Source organism: Luteibacter sp. TLI7-4A, assembly GCF_056754745.1.
Genome location: NZ_JBPGWO010000001.1, coordinates 3,703,989 through 3,723,601, shown reverse-complemented (window position 1 = coordinate 3,723,601; position 19,613 = coordinate 3,703,989). Strand labels below are relative to the sequence as shown.

General features: G+C 63.4%; 9 protein-coding genes. 5 read left to right on the top strand and 4 right to left on the bottom strand.

The window, feature by feature from the left end; all coding sequences use genetic code 11:
* The first annotated feature begins 190 nt into the window (after nucleotides 1-190).
* From mnmG to ACR9Y6_RS16270, 5 genes are all read left to right on the top strand, one after another.
* On the top strand, nucleotides 191-2,065 hold the full coding sequence (gene mnmG, locus ACR9Y6_RS16290) for a tRNA uridine-5-carboxymethylaminomethyl(34) synthesis enzyme MnmG (RefSeq protein ID WP_481282231.1): 1,875 nt from the start codon (nucleotides 191-193) through the stop codon (nucleotides 2,063-2,065).
* A gap of 116 nt (nucleotides 2,066-2,181) precedes the next feature.
* On the top strand, nucleotides 2,182-2,940 hold the full coding sequence (locus ACR9Y6_RS16285; RefSeq protein ID WP_481282230.1) for an RDD family protein: 759 nt from the start codon (nucleotides 2,182-2,184) through the stop codon (nucleotides 2,938-2,940).
* Between the two features lie 104 nt (nucleotides 2,941-3,044).
* Nucleotides 3,045-5,390, top strand: a complete 2,346-nt coding sequence (locus tag ACR9Y6_RS16280; protein WP_481282229.1) for a Tex family protein — start codon at nucleotides 3,045-3,047, stop codon at nucleotides 5,388-5,390.
* A 235-nt stretch (nucleotides 5,391-5,625) separates the two neighbouring features.
* Entirely contained in the window at nucleotides 5,626-7,443 is a 1,818-nt protein-coding gene (locus tag ACR9Y6_RS16275) for an autotransporter domain-containing protein (RefSeq protein WP_481282228.1), read from the top strand.
* Nucleotides 7,444-7,682: 239 nt separating this feature from the next.
* Nucleotides 7,683-8,174, top strand: coding sequence for a hypothetical protein (locus ACR9Y6_RS16270; protein WP_481282227.1), 492 nt, complete (start codon nucleotides 7,683-7,685; stop codon nucleotides 8,172-8,174).
* 82 nt (nucleotides 8,175-8,256) lie between these two features.
* On the opposite strand, the gene ACR9Y6_RS16265 is transcribed toward ACR9Y6_RS16270, so the two are convergent.
* The 4 genes from ACR9Y6_RS16265 to ACR9Y6_RS16250 all read right to left on the bottom strand — a co-directional run bounded on the left by ACR9Y6_RS16265 (nucleotide 8,257) and on the right by ACR9Y6_RS16250 (nucleotide 19,534).
* A complete protein-coding gene (locus ACR9Y6_RS16265; RefSeq protein WP_481282226.1) occupies nucleotides 8,257-9,111 on the bottom strand; it encodes a YbaY family lipoprotein in 855 nt (284 codons plus the stop codon).
* A 307-nt stretch (nucleotides 9,112-9,418) separates the two neighbouring features.
* The gene (locus tag ACR9Y6_RS16260) at nucleotides 9,419-12,460 is read right to left on the bottom strand and encodes a TonB-dependent receptor (protein ID WP_481282225.1); all 3,042 of its coding nucleotides are present in this window, start codon (nucleotides 12,458-12,460) and stop codon (nucleotides 9,419-9,421) included.
* 488 nt (nucleotides 12,461-12,948) lie between these two features.
* The gene (locus tag ACR9Y6_RS16255; RefSeq protein ID WP_481282224.1) at nucleotides 12,949-15,978 is read right to left on the bottom strand and encodes a TonB-dependent receptor; all 3,030 of its coding nucleotides are present in this window, start codon (nucleotides 15,976-15,978) and stop codon (nucleotides 12,949-12,951) included.
* 475 nt (nucleotides 15,979-16,453) lie between these two features.
* Entirely contained in the window at nucleotides 16,454-19,534 is a 3,081-nt protein-coding gene (locus ACR9Y6_RS16250) for a TonB-dependent receptor (protein WP_481282223.1), read from the bottom strand.
* Nucleotides 19,535-19,613 lie beyond the last annotated feature (79 nt).

The following is a 19,613-nucleotide window of genomic DNA, read 5'->3' as shown; positions in this document are numbered from 1 at the left end:
ACGGCCAAACCCCTGTCGTTCGGCCTCGGCGCGCGTATCGTCGCGCAGCGTCTGCCCAGCGGAAGTGCGTCCATTGGCAAGCACGAGTCATGCCATGTCGTCGTGCCCGGGCCAGGGTTCCTGTCGAGCGGCGCCCGTCCGTACCGCGTAAAATCACGCCCTGCTTCCTGCCTTTCTACGCCTGATTCCCATGCTGCATAGCGAAACCTTCGATGTCATCGTGGTCGGTGGCGGACATGCCGGCACCGAGGCCGCGCTCGCGGCCGCGCGCGCGGGTGCGCGCACGCTGCTGCTCAGCCACAACATCGAGACCATCGGCCAGATGAGCTGCAATCCCGCGATCGGCGGGATCGGCAAGGGCCACCTGGTCAAGGAGATCGATGCGCTCGGCGGCGCCATGGGCATCGCGGCGGACCGCGCGGGCATCCAGTGGCGCACGCTCAATGCCTCGAAGGGCCCGGCGGTACGCGCGACGCGCTGCCAGGCCGATCGCAGCCTCTACAAGGCCGCCATCCGCGCCATGGTGGAGACGCAACCGAACCTCGTGCTGTTCCAGCAAGCGGTGGACGACCTCATCCTCGTCGGAGGGCGGGTCGCCGGCGTACGCACGCAGATGGGCCTCGACTTCCACGCCGCCGCCGTCGTGCTGACAGCAGGCACCTTCCTGGCCGGCAAGATCCATATCGGACAAGCACAGTACGCCGGCGGCCGGGCGGGCGATCCGCCAGCCTCGGCGTTGGCCGCGAAGCTGCGCGAACTGCCTGTCGCCGCCGACCGGCTGAAGACGGGAACGCCGCCGCGCATCGACAGCCGCAGCATCGATTTCTCCATGCTGGACGAGCAGCCGGGCGACGACCCGATGCCGCACTTCTCCTTCCTGGGCTCGGCGGCCGATCACCCACGCCAGGTGAGTTGCTGGATCACCCACACCACCGAAGCGACACATGACCTCATCCGCGGTTCGCTCGATCGATCGCCGCTGTACAGCGGACAAATCGAGGGTGTCGGTCCACGGTATTGCCCCTCGATCGAGGACAAGGTCGTCCGCTTCGCCGACAAGACCTCTCATCAGATCTTCGTCGAACCGGAGGGCCTGGACACCTTCGAGATCTACCCCAACGGCATTTCCACGTCGCTGCCCTTCGACGTGCAATACGCGCTGGTCCGCTCGATCCCGGGTTTCGAGCGTGCGCATATCACGCGCCCCGGCTACGCCATCGAATACGACTACTTCGATCCTCGCGGCCTGCACCCCTGGTTGGAAACCAAGGGCATTCCCGGCCTGTATTTCGCCGGCCAGATCAATGGGACGACGGGCTACGAAGAAGCCGGAGCGCAGGGACTCATCGCCGGCATGAATGCCGCGCTCGCCATTCGTGGCGAAGCGCCGTGGTATCCGCGCCGCGACGAAGCCTATATCGGCGTGCTCATCGACGACCTGACGACGAACGGAACGATCGAGCCCTATCGCATGTTCACCTCGCGCGCCGAATACCGGCTGCACCTGCGCGAGGACAACGCCGACCTGCGACTGACGCCGCAGGGCCATGCACGCGGCGTGGTGTCGGACGCACGCTTCCAGCGCCTGGAAGCCAAGCGCGAGGCCACCGAGCGCGAGACCGCGCGACTGCGCGGTTTATGGGCCGCCCCGGGCAACGCGTTGGGCGCGGCCATCGAACGCGCGCTCGGCATCGCCGTCAGCCGCGAGACGCACGCCCTCGACCTGCTCCGTCGTCCTGAAATGGACTACGCGAAGCTGAGGACGGTGGCCGAACTCGGACCTGGGGTGGACGACGCCGAGGTGGCGACGCAGGTGGAGGTGCAAGCGAAGTATTCCGGCTACCTGGAGCGCCAGCGCGAGGAGATCGAGCGCCAGCGGCGGCACGAGACCACCGCGATACCCGACGGCTTCGATTACGACCGCGTGCGCGGCCTTTCCGCCGAGGTCCTGTTGAAGCTCAAGCGCTCCCTGCCCGCGACGATCGGACAGGCCGCACGCATCAGCGGCGTCACGCCCGCCGCGATTTCACTGTTGCTGGTGCATCTGAAGCGCCGGGCGGCCTGAGGGGAACCCGGCGCGCCACGCGCCGCCGCCGCCGCTGCATGACCACCAGCAGTCGGCGTCGTCACCGGCCATCTGGCATCATCACTCCCATCGAGTTAGCGAGTGGAAGGACCACCATGCAAGTCTGGATCGGACGAAACGGCGAGCGCTTCGGCCCCTACGCGGACGATGAAATCCGCCAGTGGCTGCGCGACGGCACCTGCCGCCCGGAGGAACTCGGCTGGCATGAAGGCATGACGGACTGGCGTCCGCTGGGCGAATTGTTCCCGGACGAGCGCCCCGCTGCCGGCAGCGTCCCGCCGATGCCCCCGCCCGCGCCGCCACCCTTCATGGGCGTCACCGACGTCGCCGAACCCGAGTACGCCGGCTTCTGGCTGCGCTTTGGCGCCTGGGTGATCGACTACCTGATCCTGATGGTGCCCTTCACGATCATCAGCCTGAGCATGGGTCTGGGCGTGGCGATGACGAAACTCCTCAGCCAGATGGAATCGGACCGGACGGCGGCGATCTCCGCCTACGCCGTGGCCGTGCAACCGATCACCTACGTGCTGCTGGTGATCGGCTTCGTCTACTACGCGGCCTTCGAAAGCTCGAAGTGGCAGGCCACGCCGGGCAAGATGGCGGTGGGCATCCGCGTCACCGACACGGAAGGCAAGCGCATCAGCGTGGGCCGCGCCGCCGGGCGCAATGCGATTCGCCTGGTCAACGCCTTCACCTTCCTCGTCCCCATGGTCTTCTACGTCACGGCCGCCTTTACCCAGCGCAAGCAGGGCGTGCACGATCTCCTGGCCAGCACCTACGTGCTGACCGGGCGCGCCGACAAGGCTGCCGCACCCGCCCCACGTGGCGGCACGAGCGGCAGCTTCGACGCCTGACGGTTCCGCCCAACCCCGGCCTCCCGGCCGGGGTCTTCCCGTGCCTTGCTATCATCCCCGGCCCGGCCCGACGTTCGGCCGGCCGAGTCACGCACAGGAACGACATGCAGAGCATCGAACAACGTATTGCCCAGGACATCGCCGCCAAGCCCGAACAGGTGCGTGCGGCGGTGGAACTCCTCGATGGCGGCGCCACCGTGCCCTTCATCGCACGCTACCGCAAGGAAGTGACCGGAGGTCTCGACGACATCCAGTTGCGCCTGCTGGAAGAACGCCTGCGTTACCTGCGCGAGCTCGAAGACCGCCGTACGGCCATCCTCGACAGCATCGCCGAGCAGGGCAAGATGACCGACGCCCTGCGCGCCGACATCCTCGCCGCCGACACCAAGGCGCGCCTGGAGGACCTGTACCTCCCCTACAAGCCCAAGCGCCGCACCAAGGCGCAGATCGCCCGCGAGGCGGGCCTGGAGCCGTTGGCGACCGGCCTGCGCGAAGACCCGACGCTCGATCCGGAAACGTTCGCGGCTGGTTTCGTCGACCTGGAAAAGGGCGTGGCGGATGCCAAGGCCGCGCTGGATGGCGCCCGCGCCATCCTCATGGAGACGATCGCCGAGGACGCCACCCTGGTCGGCGAGTTGCGCGACTGGCTGTGGGAGAAGGGCCAGATCCGCGCGACCGTCGTTCCGGGTAAGGAAAACGAGGGTGCGAAGTTCCGCGACTATTTCGACCATGCGGAGCCCGTTTCGAAGATCCCTTCGCATCGCCTGCTCGCCCTGATGCGCGCGCGTAACGAAGGCGTGCTGGAGATCGACCTGAACCCGGGCGTCGACGCCGACCAGGGCCACGCCGAGGGCGAGGGCCGAGTCGCCGCTCGCGCCGGCATCGTCGACCGCGGCCGCCGTGCCGATGCGTGGCTGCGCGAGACCGTGCGCCTCACCTGGCGCGTGAAGCTGCACCTGCACCTCACCCTCGATCTCTTCGGTCGCGTGCGCGAGTACGCGGAAGACGAAGCCATCCGCGTGTTCGGCGAAAACCTCAAGGATCTGCTGCTGGCCGCGCCGGCCGGCGCCAGGACGGTGATGGGGCTGGACCCGGGCATCCGCACCGGCTGCAAGCTGGCCATCGTCGATGCCACGGGCAAGCTGCTCGCCTACGACACCATCTACCCGCACGAACCGCGCAACCAGTGGGACCAGTCCATCGCCCGCATCGCCCAGCTGGCCAGGCAGCATGGCGTGAACCTCGTTGCCATCGGCAACGGTACCGCGTCGCGCGAGACCGACAAGCTCGTCGGCGAGACGATGCGCAAGCACGCCGACCTGAATCTTTCCAAGGTCGTGGTGAGCGAAGCGGGTGCGTCGGTGTACTCGGCCTCCGAACTCGCGTCGAAGGAGTTTCCCGAGCTCGACGTCTCGATCCGCGGCGCCGTTTCCATCGCGCGGCGCTTGCAGGACCCGCTCGCCGAACTGGTGAAGATCGAGCCGAAGGCGATCGGCGTCGGGCAATACCAGCACGACGTGAACCAGGTGAAGCTGGCCCGCGCGCTCGATGCGCGTGTGGAAGATTGCGTGAACGCCGTGGGCGTCGACGTGAACACCGCCTCGGCCCCCCTGCTCTCGCGCGTGGCCGGCCTCTCCTCCAGCGTGGCCGAGAACGTGGTGAAGCACCGTGACGCGAACGGCCCGTTCCCGAGCCGCAAGGATCTGCTCAAGGTGCCGCGCCTCGGCGACAAGGCCTTCGAGCAGTGCGCGGGCTTCCTGCGCATCACCGGTGGCAGCAATCCGCTCGATGCCAGCTCGGTGCATCCCGAGGCGTATCCGGTGGTCGAACGCATCCTCAAGCAGTGCGGCCGCGAAGTGAAGCAGGTGATCGGTGACACGTCGTTTCTGCGTGGCCTCAAGCCCGAGGACTTCACCGACGAGACCTTCGGCGTGCCGACCGTGCGCGACATCCTCAAGGAACTGGAAAAGCCGGGGCGCGACCCGCGCCCTGAATTCGTGGCGCCGAGTTTCGCCGAGGGCGTCGAAGACCTGAAAGACCTCAAGGTCGGCATGGTGCTCGAAGGACGCGTGACCAACGTGGCCGCGTTCGGCGCTTTCGTCGACGTCGGCGTGCACCAGGACGGACTCGTACATGTGTCGGCGCTTTCGCACACGTTCGTGAAGGACCCACGCGACGCCGTGAAGGCCGGCGACATCGTCAAGGTCAAGGTGATGGAGATCGACCTGCCGCGTAAGCGCATCGCCCTGAGCATGCGTCTGGACGATGTACCGGGCGAAGCTCGTGGCGGCCGTCCGGGCGCGCGCGACGAGGCTCCTGCAGGCGGCGGCAACCGCCGTGGCCCGCAAGGTGGCCGTCCGGCACAACCCGCCAAGTCCACTGCCAAGCCCGCCACCGCGCCCGCCAACAGCGCGTTCGCGGATGCGTTCTCGCGGGCGTTGAAAAAGTAGGAAGGCTCGCGCCACCAGGGGATTTTCTCAAGCCGGATGCCGGACCTCACGGTTCCGGCCATGGCTCGATCGCCACAGGCTTTCCTCGCGCCGCTCCTGCACCGACAGGAGCGGCCGTCGTGCACGGCGCCAGGCCCGGCGCGTAGCCCGCCGCCCTACCGCAGCGCAGCATGCGCCGGCGTATGGCTTCCATTACCGTAACGTTTCTCTAACGCCCACACACGGAGTGAACCACATGCGTATTCGCCATCTTGCCGGTGCCATCGGCGCTGCCCTTCTGTTCAGTGCCGGCGCTCACGCCGACGGCTTTACGCAGGTCGTTTCCTTCGGCGACAGCCTCAGCGACAGCGGCAACGTCTCCAAGTTGATCGGCTCGCCGGTGCAACTGCGCTTCACCACCAACCCGGGCACGGTAGCGGTGGAGAACATCGCCGCCCACTACGGCTACACGCTCACCCCGTCCCTCCTGGGCGGCACCGACTACGCGTACGGCAACGCTCGCGCCGCGACCGTCAATCCCGTGACCGGCACGCCCCTGACCGTTCCGCCGACCTCCACCCAGATCCAGACCTATCTGGCATCGACGGGCGGCAAGGCCGACCCGAACGCGCTGTACACAATGTGGATCGGCGCCAACGACCTCCTGGCCGCCACGGCCAACCCGGCCACCGCCCAGGTCGTGGTCGCCACCGCGGCGCAGAACGAAGTCGCGCAGATCAAGGCACTGCAAGCCGCCGGCGCGAAGACCATCGTCGTCTTCAACCTGCCGGACGTGGGCAAGACGCCCGCCGCCATGTCGCAAGGCGCCGCCGCCTCCGCCGGAATCACCCAGTTGACCCAGGTGTACAACGGCATCCTCTCCGGCGGCCTGGCCCAGGCCAACCGCGGCATCGTGCCGATCGACACCTACGCGTTGCTCAACGAAGTCATCGCGAGCCCGGGCACCTACGGCTTCACCAACGTGACGACGCCGGCCTGCACCACGTCGAGCTCGCTGACCTGCACACCCGGCACGCTGCGCGACCCGAATGCGGCCAGCACCTATCTGTTCGCCGACGGCATCCATCCGACCACGGCGGCGCACGCACTGCTCGGCCAGTACGCGATCTCGGTGATCACGGCCCCGCAGCAGATCTCGCTGCTCGGCGAGGCCGGTCTCGCCTCGAACGCCGCGCACGTGCGCTCGCTGCGCAACCAGATGATGGCCGACAACTTCGGCGCCGATTCGCGCGTTTTCGCAGCCGTGGATTACGGCCAGCAGAAGTTCAAGAACACCGACACCTCGCCCAAGACCGATAGCGACAACGTCAACCTGACCATCGGTGCCGATGCGCGCGTCAACGATCACGTCTCGATGGGTGTGGCCCTGGGCATCGCGCAGTCCAAGGCTGACTTCCAGGGCGGTGGCGGCTACAAGATGCAGGACATCGCGGGCTCGGGCTACGCGTTCTACCACAACGGCGGCGGCTACTTCGGCGGCTTCGCCAGCTTCGGCCAACTGAGCTTCACCGACATCGATCGCCGTATCGACCTCGGCGCTGCCCGCCGCACGGAAACGGGCAAGACCGACGGTTCGCATGTCGGCGGCGGCCTCACCGGTGGCTGGTGGTTCGGCAACGAGACGCTGAAGACCGGCCCGTTCGTCTCGGTGGAGTGGGAGCAACTGCGCGTATTCGGCTACACCGAGCGCAACGACACCAGCACGGCGATGCACTTCGATAGGCAGACGCGTAACGCTCGCATCGAGACCGCCGGCTGGCGCCTGCAGGGCTCGTGGACCTCGGGCAACACCGTGCTGCATCCGTTCGCCGAAGTGGCCTACAACCACGACGGCCGCGCCGACGACCGCTACGTGACCGCAGGCCTCACGAACATGTCGGGCGAGTTCAGCGTGCAGGGCTTCACCCCGGACAAGACCTGGGTCACCGCCGACCTCGGCGTCACCGCCGAATTCAACCAGACCTGGAGCGGCTGGGTGAGCTACACGGGCCGCTTCGCTGATGATACGCAGCGGTATAACGGGTTGAATTTGGGTGTGAAGATGGCGTTCTGATCGGTTCGACATCAGAAGAAAGACGAAGACGCCGGCTTCGCAGCCGGCGTCTTCGTTTTTCGAGTCGCATGCCGTAAATGCGTAGGAAACTTCTGAAAACCATGTAGTCCACGGAGGAAACTGATTACTTGATGCGCGCAGGGGAAATGCGCCGCATAGACTCGACTCGGAGGGGGAGGGCTGTGATGCAACCATGCAGCATGGTTGCAACCCTTCGATCGACCTAAGGATCAATCACAATGAACCACCTCAAATTTCTCTTGCTAGCGCTCCTCGTCGTGCTCGGCGTAGGATTTTCGACGCCAAGCACCGCAGCCATCGCACGCGGTTACGAAGTCGTGTATTTCGACGCGAATGACAACATCATCGGCGAGGCAATCGATGATTGTCAGAACAACGCCTCCTGGGCAGGGCAAGTCAACCCGCGTAGTACAACCTACATTCGCATTGAATTCGGTTGTGGGAATACGCTGATCTCTTGCGGATCTCCCGTCTATTTACCTGGAATTCCCGATTCAACTCAGGGAGGTTGGGTTCCAAGTTGCCAGCCTGCAGGCGTGGACTATGGGTCCTCTATTAAGTATTTCCACTCGGCGACAGGCCGTTCGCAAAGTGACTACTGCAATGCGGGTCCGACAGGGCCGTTTGCGGGGAGCACAGGATGTGACGCGCCAGCACCATCGCAGGTGACCGTAGCCGGCCCGTTCTACGACGGCTTCCCTCCGCAGTAACAAGAAAAAACCCCCGGAGATTGGACGAGTGTCCGATCTCCGGGGGCCATTTCATGAATGGTTATTTGTAGCGAACGCCCGATTATTTCTTACCGCCGCCCTTCGCATACATCGCCTCGGCCTGCTTCTTCAGGTCGTTGGCGGCATCGTCGCTGAGCACGTCGACCTTGCCGCTGGCTTCGTTCTGCTTCAGCACCAGCTCGCCGGCATCGTTCCAACCCGCGCGCTCGATCGAGGTCGGCTTGCCGTCCTTGCTCGGCTTCTTCTCCTGGACGATAACCCAGGGCTTGCCATTCTTATAAGCGTAGTTCGTCGAGGTGAAACCCTTATCGCCGTAATCGACGAGCTCGATCACGAACTGGACGTCGTTGCCCTTCTTGAAGATCTGCCAGCCACGCGACTCGCCTTCCTTCAGCGCGGTGCCCTGGGTGACCTTCATGCCACCAATGTTCTTCTTCACACTGTTGAAGCCGGCCAGCTCCTTCTCACCCGGCGTGGCTTCGCCGACGAGCTGGATGTTGGCGACGTTCTTCGCGCCCTTGGTCAGAACCGGGGTCTTGAGCGGCGAGGAGTAATGGCGCTCGCCGTCCTGCAACGACACCTCGACGATGTACATGTCGTTCGGGTTGACGTCGGAGGGGTTGAAATCGAGCTGGAACTGCTGCGGCAAGGTGACCGGCTGGATCGTCTTGGATGCCAGGGGCTGCGAACCTTCGGCCGAGACGTCGACAAGCTTGAGTTCAAGCTTGGCGTCCGGCGATAGCTGCGCACCGGCGTCGCGAAGCGCGACCGTTCCGGTAACGGCGTTGGCATTGGCGGGAGCGGCATTGTCGCTGCCACCGGCGGCGGCCTGCTGGCCGTTGTTGTCGGAGCCGCCACTGCAACCGGCCAAGGCCAGGGCGGTCACGGATGCGAGCGACAAGAAGATCCTGCGCATGGTCGAGCCTCGTTACGAACGGAAAATTTTGTGGGTCACGGAAGATACGCGCGCGCATGGCGCGCAAGACCTGCCGGGGGGAATCTTGGAGGATACCGGCAAAAGTGGCTCTGGAAAAGTCAAGTGACGATCTAACCACTTGTCGGCTTTTGCGACACGGTTGGCAAGCCGCCGGTCAGATTTGCCGAAAAAGCTTAAATTGCTGATTTCCGTGAGTTTTTACGAAAAACGCCACCCGAAGGTGGCGTTTCTCTTCAGCCGGTCACGCTCGTGGGGAGCGTGACCGTCGATTTACGACATCGATGGATCAGAAGTCGTAGGTGATGCCGAAACGAGCGTAGCGCGGCGTGGTTTGGTACAGCGTCGTGCGATAGTTCGGATCGACGGCACCGATACCGCCTGCCTGCGGATACGTCGCCAGACGCTCACGCGTATTGAGCACGTTGAAGACCGTGACGTTGAAGGCAAGCTTCTTGTCGGCCCACGTCGGGCGGTATTCAGCGCTCAGGTCGACGAGCCAGGTCCAGGGGTTATGACCGACCTTGCCCGGGGCCGACGGCTCACCGTAGCAGTAGTGGTAGTAAGAGCCGTAACCGGTCGGATCGGATTCGTCGGCGCCGTAGAGACCCAGGCACGACTTCGGTGCGCCCGAGGCAACCGTCACATTACCCGAGAGCATCCACTCATCCGCAAGCTGATACGAACCATACGCCTTGATCACGTGCTTGCGGCTGTTCGAGAGCTCGCCGCTCGCGTAATCCATGAACTGCGGATAGTCCCAGTCAACCGTGGCCGAAACGTCGTCCTGACCGATGTCGGAACGGACCTGGCCTTCCGAGTTGCCGTAGCTCTTCGAGTACAGGTAATCCAGCTTGCCGTACCACTTGCCGTCGAACGGATGCTCGAGGTACATCTCGAGGCCGTAGTAGTTGCGCTTGAGCTGCGGGAAGCCGAAGTCGGCATTGGTGACGTGCGCGGTGTAATAGCCACCATTGAGGTTCGGCACCATGAAGTCCGAAGCACGGCCCGGGTTGAACAGGTAGCTGCCCTGGATCGGACCAACGGTCGCCAGATCCACACCCTGACGCTGCAGAGCGGCCGTGATGGCATCCGAATCGCCAACGTCGTCGATCGCGTTCTTCAGCTTGCGCACGGTCGCCTTGGCGCCGTAGACCCACTTGTCGCCCAGCGTCTTGTCGAAGCCCAGGATGAACTCGTCCTGGTATTCCGACTTCAGGCTGGTCGAGGCAGCGGTCTTCGGATCGCGCGGCAGACCGTATTCGCGGTTCGCCGAGATCGGTCCACCGGTCGCCGTTTCGATCGGGGTGAGGCCCGTCGGGATGCCGTTGGCGTCGATACCCGTGTAGTTGAAATACTCGCGGGTGTACAGCGACTGGCCCGCGGAACGCAGCGCCACGCTCGCCGGCATGGCGAGGTAGTAACGGCCAGCGTTCGCGTAGATCTTCAGGCTCGAATCACCATTGACGTCCCAGGTGGCACCCAGGCGCGGGGCCCACTGCGGGCTGGTAAGACGGAGATACGGCTGGCTGACACCGTTGTAGTTGGTGAACTGGTCGTTACGCAGACCCACCTTGACCAGCCAGCGATCGTTTACCTGCCACGAATCTTCGATGTACTGCGCGCGCTGCTTCACGCGAACCGATGCACGGGCGTCATAGACGTAGCGGTCGACGTAGAAACCCTCACCGCCCGGTGCCGCAACGTAGGTGCTGCCGCCAGGCGCACCAGCGATCGGCGTGTTCGGATCGTGCTGCTGGTACTCCCAGGCGTAGCCCGGACCCGACGTGCCTTGGCCGTCGTTCGTGTCGCGCACATCCTGATTGTCCATACCCGCAGTGATCGTGTGATCGCCGATGTGGTAGCTCAGGTCGACGCGGAAGTTCGTATTGGTCGACTTGTGCTGCGGATCGTAGACGCGGGTGGTCGGGTTCTCGTTGCTGATCGGGCTGCCGCCGTTGAGCAACGGGTCCTGGTTGTTCGGAGTGATGATGTGCGGCATCTGCGTCTGCGGAACCTGGCTGTAGTACGTGCCGTGCATCTTGCCGTACAGAACCGTCAGGGTCAGATCGTCGGTGATGTAGCTGGTGAACTTGGCGGTATACAGATCCGCGCCCGACTTGTTCAGCGGATTACCCGACGTGTCCTTGCCGATACGATCGCCACGCGTCAGGGTGCTGTAATCGAAGCCATAGACGTTGGCGTCGTAGTTCTGCTTGTTCGACGCACCCGTGACTTCGAGGATATTGCTGTCGTTGATGTTCCAGTCGAGCTTGCCGTAGAACTTCGGATTGCGGTACGTGCGATCGTAATAGTTCGGCGCGTCCTGCGAGGTGTAACGATCCTGGTTCACGCGCTCCTGCTCAGCGGCAAGGAAGATGTACAGCTTGTCCTTGATCAGCGGACCACCCACGTAGGCCGACTCGACCGTACGCATCTGGGTGTCTTTCTTGTTGTAGTTGTAGATCTCACCGGCCGACGTCGAAGGACCGTTGATGATGTAGTGGTCGTTACCCGGGGTCGAGCGGGTGCCGCGCGGTTCCCACAGGATCTGCGCACCGAAATGCCACTCGTTCGTGCCACGCTTGCCGACCTGGCTGATCACGCCACCGGCCGAACGGCCGTAGGCGGCACCATAGCCACCGGCCAGCACTTCCTGCTGGTCGATCGCGCCGTACGGCAGGGTGATACCACCGAAGCCGCTGAGCGGATCGGTCGTGTTGAATCCATTGATGTAGTACGCGTTCTCGGTGACCGAACCGCCGCCGATCGAAACCAGGGCGTTACCGGTAGGACCGGAGAAGTAACCGCTGCCGGCGACCGCACCCGGTGCCAACAGCGCGATGGCTTCGGCAGTACGGGCCAGCGGCAGCTTGGCCAGCTGTTCGGACGTGATGACGGTTCGCGAGTCGACGGTCGAGACATCGACCGGCGGCAGGCTATTCGCCGTGACGGTAACCGAGTCGAGCGATTGGGCGCTGCTGGCGGTGGCGGCGGCATTGAACGAAACGTCCGAGCCCTTGCCGACCGTCAGGTTCACGTTCTTGCGCGAATCGACGACGGCGCCATTGCGCTTGAGGTCGACCTGGTAGCTGCCAACCGGAAGGTTGTTGAACTGGTAACGGCCCGAAGCGTCGACAGGCACTTCGCGGGTGATACCCGTGGAGCCGCTGATCTGGACGGTGTCGCCCGGCTGGGCGCCGGTGCCGAAGATATTACCCGTGGTGGACTGCGCGAGGACGACGCCAGTGCCGCCCAGGCTGATCGCCAGCGCAAGCGCCAACGAGGAACGACGCAGGACGGAAGCCTGCCGGATGCTGCGAGAACTCATTGCAAATCTCCCCAGATCGGCCCTAACCGGGCCTGAAATCAAGCAAAACCGACCAAGGCCGGAAAAAAGTGGCCCGTACGGTGCAATGCTCCAGGGGACTTACCAGCGCTCTACTCCTCCCAGAGTGAACGCCCCCATTGGACCTGCTCCCGACAAGCCGTCGACTTCACCGGACCGGCCCTATCGTGGTTTACGAATGGGTCCGCCCAGAATCGTCGATGCCGAACATAGGCGTACGCCGACCACCGTGTCAACAAATTATTTACACGGGGTCGGCGGTTTTTCTAACGCTATATCCGTCGGCCTGAGGGGTGCAAATCTCAGGGAAACAGGGAATTTTGCTTACAGTTGAAACAGTTCCGCTAAAAAAGCGCCCTCGACCGGGAGGGGTGGAGGGCAATCTGGAGAGACGCTTTAACTTGCCGTGGAGGTGGTTTCCCACCCCCACGGCCTTTCTTCTTTTAGCTGCTTCTTACGGTCAGGCCCGATCAGAAGTCGTAGCTGATACCGAAGCGGGCGTAACGCGGCGTGGTCTGGTAGAGCGGAATGTCGTAGCGCGGGTTCGGCTTGGCTTCGCTGCCGTGGATCGGATAAATCTGCGTTTCCTTGCGCTGGTTCAGCAGATTGAACACGGTGACGTTGAAGGCGAGCTTCCTGTCGGCCCAATCCGGACGATATTCGACGCTACCCGTGACGATATAGGTCCACGGATTGTGACCTGCCTCACCCGGAGGCGACGGCTTGCCATCGCACCAGTGGTAGTACGAGCCGTAACCGAGGTTCGGATTCGTCTCGTCCGGCCCATAGAAGCCAAGGCAGCTCTTCGGTGCACCCGAGGCGATACCGATGTTGCCCGAGACGAGCCATTCCGGCGCCAGCTGATACGAGCCGTAGATCTTGAGGTTGTGCTTGCGGCTGTTCGCCAGTTCGCCGTTCGCGTACTGCATGACCTCCGCGTAATCCCAGTCGACCGTCGCCGAGACGTTGTCCTGGCGGATGTCCGAACGGACCTGGCCTTCCGAGTTGCCGTAGCTCTTCGAGTAGACGTAGTCGAAGCGAACCTGGTACTTGCCGTCCCACGCATGCTCCAGGTACAGCTCGAGGCCGTAGTAGTTACGCTTGGAGTGCGGGAAACCGAAGTCCTCGTTGTTCATCTTGACGCTGTAGTAGCCGCCGTTGGTGTTCGGGATCAGGAACGTGTTGGCGCGGCCCGGGTTGAACAGGTAGCTACCCTGGATGTCGCCGATGGTGTCCGGATCGATACCCGACCGTTCCATCTTGCTCAGGATCGCGCCACTGTCGCCGACATCGTCGATCGCGTTACGCAGCTTGCGCACCGTGGCCTTCGCACCGTACGTCCACTTGTCCGTCAAGGCCGCGTCGAAGCCGAGGATGAACTCGTCCTGGTACTCCGACTTGATGTCGGTCGCGGCGGCGGTCTTCGGGTCGCGCGGAATGCCGTACTCGCTGTTGGCCGAGATCGGGCCGCCGGTGCTGCTGAAGATCGGCGTCAGGCCGGTCGGGATGCCATTGCCATCGATACCCGTGTAGTTGAAGTACTCGCGGGTGTAGAGCGAGGCACCGGCCGAACGCAGCGCGACGGTCGCGGGCAGCGCGAGGTAGTAACGACCCGCGTTGGCGTAGATCTTCAGGCTGGAATCGCCGTTGACGTCCCAGGTGGCACCCAGGCGCGGGGCCCACTGCGGAGTGGTCAGCTTCAGGTAGGGCACGCCATCCTGGTTGTAGTTGGTGAACTGGTCGTTACGCAGACCCAGCTTCACCATCCAGCGGTCGCTGACCTGCCAGGTGTCTTCGATGTACTGCGCGCGCTGTGTCGTGCGAACCGACGCGGCGGTGCGGTAGACGTAACGTGCGACGTAGTAGCCACGGCCACCCGGCGGAGCGACGTAGGCGGCATCGGTCGGCGACGTGCCGATGATGGGCGTGCCGGGGGCGGTGTTCCAGTATTCCCAGGCGTAGCCCGGGCCGGTGGTGGAATCGCCGTCGTCCTTGTCGAGCACCTTCTGATTGTCGATACCGGCGACGAGCATGTGATCGCCGATGTGGTAGCTCAGGTCGACGCGGAAGTTCGTATTGGTGGACTTATGCTTCGGGTCGGCCGTGGTCGCGGAGGGATTCGCATTGGTGATGTTGCCACCAATGAGCGGATCCTGCTGGTTGGCCTGCAGGATCGACGGCAAGGACTGATCGCCACCGGACTGGGTGTAGTACGTGCCCTTCATCTTGCCGTAGAGCGCGGTGAGGGTCAGGTCATCGGTGATGTAGCTGGTGAACTTGGCGGTGTACAGATCCGCGCCTGATTTGTTCACACTGGCCGTGTCCTTGCCGACGAAGTCACCCTTGGTCTTGTCCGCGTAGCTGTACTCGTAGATCGATGCGTCGTAGTTCTGCTTGTTCGATGCGCCGGTGACTTCGAGGATGTTGCTGTCAGTGATGTTCCAGTCGACCTTGCCGTAGAACTTCGGGTTACGGTACGACTGCTTGTAGACGAACGGCGCCGCCGAACTCGTCTTCTGGTCACCTTCACGACGCTCCTGTTCCGCGGCGAGGAAGACGAAGAGGGTGTCCTTGATCAGGGGACCACCGGCATACGCGGAATACGTCGTGCGCCACAGCTTGTCGCTGCGGTTGTCGTCGTACAGCTTGCCGGCGTTCGGACCGACCTTGCTGTAGAAGTTCATCGGGTTGGCCTTGGTGCCGTTCGGCTCCCACAGGGCCTGGGCACCGAAGTGCCAATCGTTCGTGCCGCGCTTACCAACCTGGCTGATCACGCCACCCGACGAACGGCCGTAGGCCGCGCCGTAACCGCCGGCGAGGATTTCCTGCTGGTCGATGGCGCCGTATGGCAAGGTGATACCACCGAAGCCGCTGAGCGGATCGGTCGTGTTGAAGCCGTTGATGTAGTACGCGTTCTCGGTCACGGCGCTGCCGGCGATCGAGACGAGGGGGTTACCGGTCGGGCCGACGAAGAACGAGCTGCCGGCGACGGCGCCCGGCGCCAGCAGCGCGATGGCTTCGGCGGTGCGCGCCAGCGGCAGCTTCGACAACTGCTCGGAGGTGATGACGGTGCGCGAGTCGACCGCGCTGACGTCGATCGAGGGCAGCGCGTTGGCCGAGACGGTCACGCCTTCCAGGCTGGAGGCCGAGGCAGCCGACGCCGGAGCGCCAAAGCCCACTTCCGTACCGGCACCCACGCGAAGGGTCACGTCGGAACGCGAATCGACGGCGGCACCGTCCTTGTTCAGCGTCACCTTGTAGTTGCCCAGCGGCAGCGAGCTGATCGAGTAGCGGCCGGCTGCATCGACGGGAACGGTGCGGGAAACGCCCGTTTCATTGGTGGCGGTCACGGTCTGGCCAGCACCTGCCGGCACCTGGCCGAAGATGGAGCCCGTGGTCGACTGGGCGAACGCGGCACCGGACACGGTACCCAGGCCAATGGCGAGGGCCAATGCGGTGCGGCGGCCCAGGATAGCGGCGCGGTTGTAACGCGAATTCATTCTGTATCTCCCCGATGAAAATTCCGCTTCGCAAGCATCTGCGAAAAGCGGCAAGCCGATCCCGGCCCGGCTAGCGCCAGGCTTCTGAGAGATCGGAGGCTGAAAAATCCCCTTTCAACAGCAGGATCCGCGAAAGGACCCCGCACCCCGAATCGCCACAATGCATGTGACGTAGGACACGTATACCGTCGCTGTCATGCGACCGCAATACGAAAATCTCACAGGATTTTTACAAATCTAGGCAATTATCTACGTAGCAGGCGTAGCTCGTCGAAAAAAATCCATCGGACGCACAGGCAGTTACGAATGTGACTATTGTCACTTGCACGCCCACTGAGATTTTTACCTAGGAATCATTCCTAGAAAAAAAGCCCTCGTCGGGGGACGAGGGCGATCTGGGGAGACGCTTTGTTATCACCTCTGGGCGGTTCCCTCCGCCCGAGGCTCTTGTTGTTGAGAAGTCTTCGCTAACCGATCAGAAGTCGTAGCGCGCCGTGAAACGAACCGTGCGCGGATCGGTGTAGTTGAGTTCGCGGTCGTAGAGCGGGCTTACCGTCGAGCGCGACGAGGCATAACGGGGGTTATACGCCGTCGGAGTCTGCTTGTTGAACACGTTCAGCACGTCGACCTGGAACGTGAGGTTCTTGTCCAGCCAGTTCGGCGTGTACGCGGCATTGAGGTTGACGATATAGGTCCAGGGCGTGTTGCCGTGCGAACCGCGAGGCGAACGCTCGTAACCCGCCGTGCCGGGAAGACCGCACCAGTAATAGAACGCACCGTTGTAAAGGCCGGCATCAGCGGTCGGGTAGAAGCTCGTGCAATTCTTCGGACGGCCCGATGCGATGTTCAGGTTGGCGCCGAAACGCCAATCGTCGTTGAGCTGGTAGTAACCGAAGGCCTTGATCTGATGCGTGCGGTTGTTCGGCAGTTTTCCGTTGGCACCGACCATCAGCTGGGGCAGATCCCAGTCCTGAGTGACCGACACGTCGGCCTGGCCACCGTTGCCGGTATCAAGGTCGGAGGCCAACTGGCCTTCCGTGTTGCCGTAGCTACGCGACCAGGTGTAGTCGATGCGGCCGTACCACTTGTCGGCGAACGGATGCTCGACGTACAGGTCGACAGCGTAGTACTTGCGCTTCAGGTCCGGCAGTTGCAGGGCATCCTTCGAGTAATGCACCGTGACGAACGAACCGTCGTCCTGCTGCTGCAGGAAGGTGTTGCCGGTGCCCGGATTGAACAGGAAGCAGGCGCCACCCAGTGCGGGAGTGCAGGTGTCATCGATCGCGCTGCGCAGCTGACGCCAGGTCAGCTTGGCGCCCCAGTTGAAGGTAGGCGTGATGGCCTGGTCGAGACCGGCGATGTACTCGTCCTGGTAATGCGACTTCAGGCCCTTGGCGGCGACGGTGCGTGGGTCTGGAGCGATGCCACACTCGAGGTTCGCGGACACGGCGTTGCTGCCGCCGCAGGTGTAGCCCGAGGCCTGATTGACAGGCACGGAGACAAGCCCGGTCGGTGCGCCGGTTACCGGATCGGTTCCCGTATAAGTGAAGTACTCAGCCGTGCCGAGCGATCCGGAAGCGGCGCGAACCGCGACGTTATTCGGCATGGCCAGGTGGTAACGACCGGCATTGGCGTAGACCTTCAACGTGGAATCGCCCATGACATCCCACGACACACCGAGGCGCGGCGCTAGCTGGTGACGCTGCTTGGCGTAGACCTCGTTGTTCCCGTTGTAGTTCTTGAATTGTTCGTTACGCAGGCCGGCATAGATCATCCAGCGATCGGTGAGCTGCCAATGGTCATCGATGTACTGCGATTCCTGCACCGTCTTCACCTTCGCCGAGGTGGTGGTGTAGGTACGGGTCACATAGTAACCCTGCGTACCGAGACCGCCGGCGGCACTCGGGGCGCCTACACCGTGGCCTGCGTCGATGGCCTGGTTGGGATTGTTCTGCTGGTTATAGGTCCAGCTGTACCCGCCAGGCAACGATGTACCGGTGAACGACTTGGCTTCCTGGCGATCCGCGCCGAAGCGGATGTCATGGTCGCCAAGACGGTACTCGAGATCGAGGCGCCAGCCGTTGGTCTCGTCGTTGGCTCCCGGTACGCGAACCGCCGTGGAGGTTGTCTGGCAGCTGCCGTAGTTGATGCCAGGTGCACGGGAATTGGCGCTGGCGATGCTGATCAGCGGGCAGTCCGCGTTATAGCCGAAGGGCGTCTGCACGTGATCGATGCGCTGCTGCCCATACAACGCCGACACGGTGAAATTGTCGGTGATGTAGCCGGTGTACTTTCCGACGTAGAGGTCGCCGCCATCCTTCGTGTAGGTACCACCGTTCTGCACGTTGCCGTGCGTCTTCGTGGCATAGCTGAAACCATACGTACTCGAGGTGTATTCGGTCTTGTCCGAGGCACCGGTCAGCTCGATGTGGTGGTCGTCGGTGATGTTCCAGTCGACCTTCGCCAGCCAGCGGGGAATCTTGTACTGGTAGTCGTTCCAACCGTTACGGCCCACGGTTGCCGAGGTGACCGCGCCCGCACCGGTGCTCGCCGCGATACCGGAGCCTTCGCGGCGATTGATTTCAGCGTCGAGGTAGAAGAACAGCTTGTCCTTGATCAACGGGCCGCTGGCATAGGCGCCAATGGTGGACCGCCAATACTCGTTCTTCTTGTAGTACTGGTAGATCGTCCCGTCCGTGGCCGGATAGAAGCCCGTGTTGGGATAGTTCGAGTTACGCGGCGAGGCGCGAGTGCCCGACGGCTCCCAAATGGTGTAGACGCCGCCGTGCCAATCATTCGTACCGCGCTTGGTCACGATGTTGATGACACCGCCGGTCGAACGGCCGAACTCCGCGCCGTAACCACCGGTGAGCACCTGCTGTTGGTCGATCGCATCGAACGGCAGCTGTGTGAGGCCGATCGAGGTCAACGGATTGGTGACCGCATAGCCATTGATGAAGTACGCGTTCTCGGATGACGCGGAGCCACCGAAGCTGGGCACCGGATTACCGAGGGCATCCTTGTAACTGGAGTTGCCGATGACGCCGGGCGCCAGCAATGCGGCGGCGAGCACATCGCGCGTGATCGGAAGTTTGTTGAGCTGCTCCGCGGTAAGTACGGTACGCGTATCGACCGACGAGACGTCGATGGTCGGCATGGCCGTGGCGGACACCGAAACACCTTCGAGCGTGCTGGCCTCGGCGGCCGACGCGGTCGAGCCAAACGATACGTCCGAGCCGCCCGAGATCGTCACGGTGACGTTGTCGCGCGTGCTGACGACGGCCCCGTTGTTCTCGAGGGTGACCTTGTAGGTGCCGGGCGGCAGCGAACTGAAGCGGTAACGGCCGCTGGAGTCCACCGGCACGGTGCGCGAGAAGCCGGTTTCGGCGCTGGACACCGTGATGGCGGTACCTTGCTGCGGACTGACGGTGCCGAAGATCGAACCCGTCACGTTGGACTGGGCCAGCACGGCACCGGAGACGGTGCATAGGCCGATGGCGGCGGCTAATGCGGTCCGGCGACCGAACAGGGCCGCCCGGTAATTGCGTACATTCATTGAAATGCTTCTCCCCTGGAAAGTCGCAAATCGCATCTTCTTGCGATTCATGGCAAGCCGATCCCGTCCCGGCGGAGAC

Coding starts and splice junctions, on each gene's coding strand:
- ACR9Y6_RS16285 (WP_481282230.1), top strand. CDS start 2,182: ATGCAAGTCTGGATCGGACGAAACGGCGAGCGCTTCGGCCCCTACGCG.
- ACR9Y6_RS16270 (WP_481282227.1), top strand. CDS start 7,683: ATGAACCACCTCAAATTTCTCTTGCTAGCGCTCCTCGTCGTGCTCGGC.
- ACR9Y6_RS16280 (WP_481282229.1), top strand. CDS start 3,045: ATGCAGAGCATCGAACAACGTATTGCCCAGGACATCGCCGCCAAGCCC.
- ACR9Y6_RS16255 (WP_481282224.1), bottom strand. CDS start 15,978: ATGAATTCGCGTTACAACCGCGCCGCTATCCTGGGCCGCCGCACCGCA.
- ACR9Y6_RS16275 (WP_481282228.1), top strand. CDS start 5,626: ATGCGTATTCGCCATCTTGCCGGTGCCATCGGCGCTGCCCTTCTGTTC.
- ACR9Y6_RS16265 (WP_481282226.1), bottom strand. CDS start 9,111: ATGCGCAGGATCTTCTTGTCGCTCGCATCCGTGACCGCCCTGGCCTTG.
- ACR9Y6_RS16260 (WP_481282225.1), bottom strand. CDS start 12,460: ATGAGTTCTCGCAGCATCCGGCAGGCTTCCGTCCTGCGTCGTTCCTCG.
- mnmG (WP_481282231.1), top strand. CDS start 191: ATGCTGCATAGCGAAACCTTCGATGTCATCGTGGTCGGTGGCGGACAT.
- ACR9Y6_RS16250 (WP_481282223.1), bottom strand. CDS start 19,534: ATGAATGTACGCAATTACCGGGCGGCCCTGTTCGGTCGCCGGACCGCA.